This is a genomic window from Gilvimarinus sp. 1_MG-2023 (genome assembly GCF_030548285.1).
In genome coordinates, this window is the sequence record NZ_JAUOSC010000318.1 from 1 (window position 1) to 376 (window position 376).

At 47.1% G+C, this 376-nt stretch carries 1 protein-coding gene and 1 pseudogene; both read left to right on the forward strand.

The features are described from left to right. A pseudogene (locus tag Q4563_RS16970) lies at positions 1 to 143 on the forward strand (ribosome maturation factor RimP); the annotation flags it as partial. Between the two features lie 25 nt (positions 144 to 168). Next, on the forward strand, positions 169 to 376 hold a 208-nt coding region (locus Q4563_RS16975; protein ID WP_303605325.1), incomplete at its 3' end, for a NusA N-terminal domain-containing protein.

Genomic DNA, 376 nt, shown 5'->3' on the forward strand with positions numbered 1-376 from the left:
CCTTTGATGGACGCCGCAAATTCAAGGGGCGTCTTCAGGGTATCGAGGAACAGGATATTGTGCTGTTGGTTGATAATCATGAATACCTGTTACCTGTCGAGCTGATAGAAAAGGCTCATATTGTTCCCAATTTTGATAACTAAGGTTGCATAGCAGCGAGGCTGGAAGATGAGTAAAGAAATTCTCCTGGTCGCGGAAGCGGTTTCCAACGAAAAAGGCGTATCGCGAGACGTTATTTTTGAGGCCATTGAATCGGCACTGGCCGCCGCCGCGAAGAAACGCTACGAAGATGAAGAAGCGATCATTCGGGTTGATATTGATCGCAAGACTGGTGACTACGATACTTATCGTAGCTGGCTGGTTGTTAGCAATGATG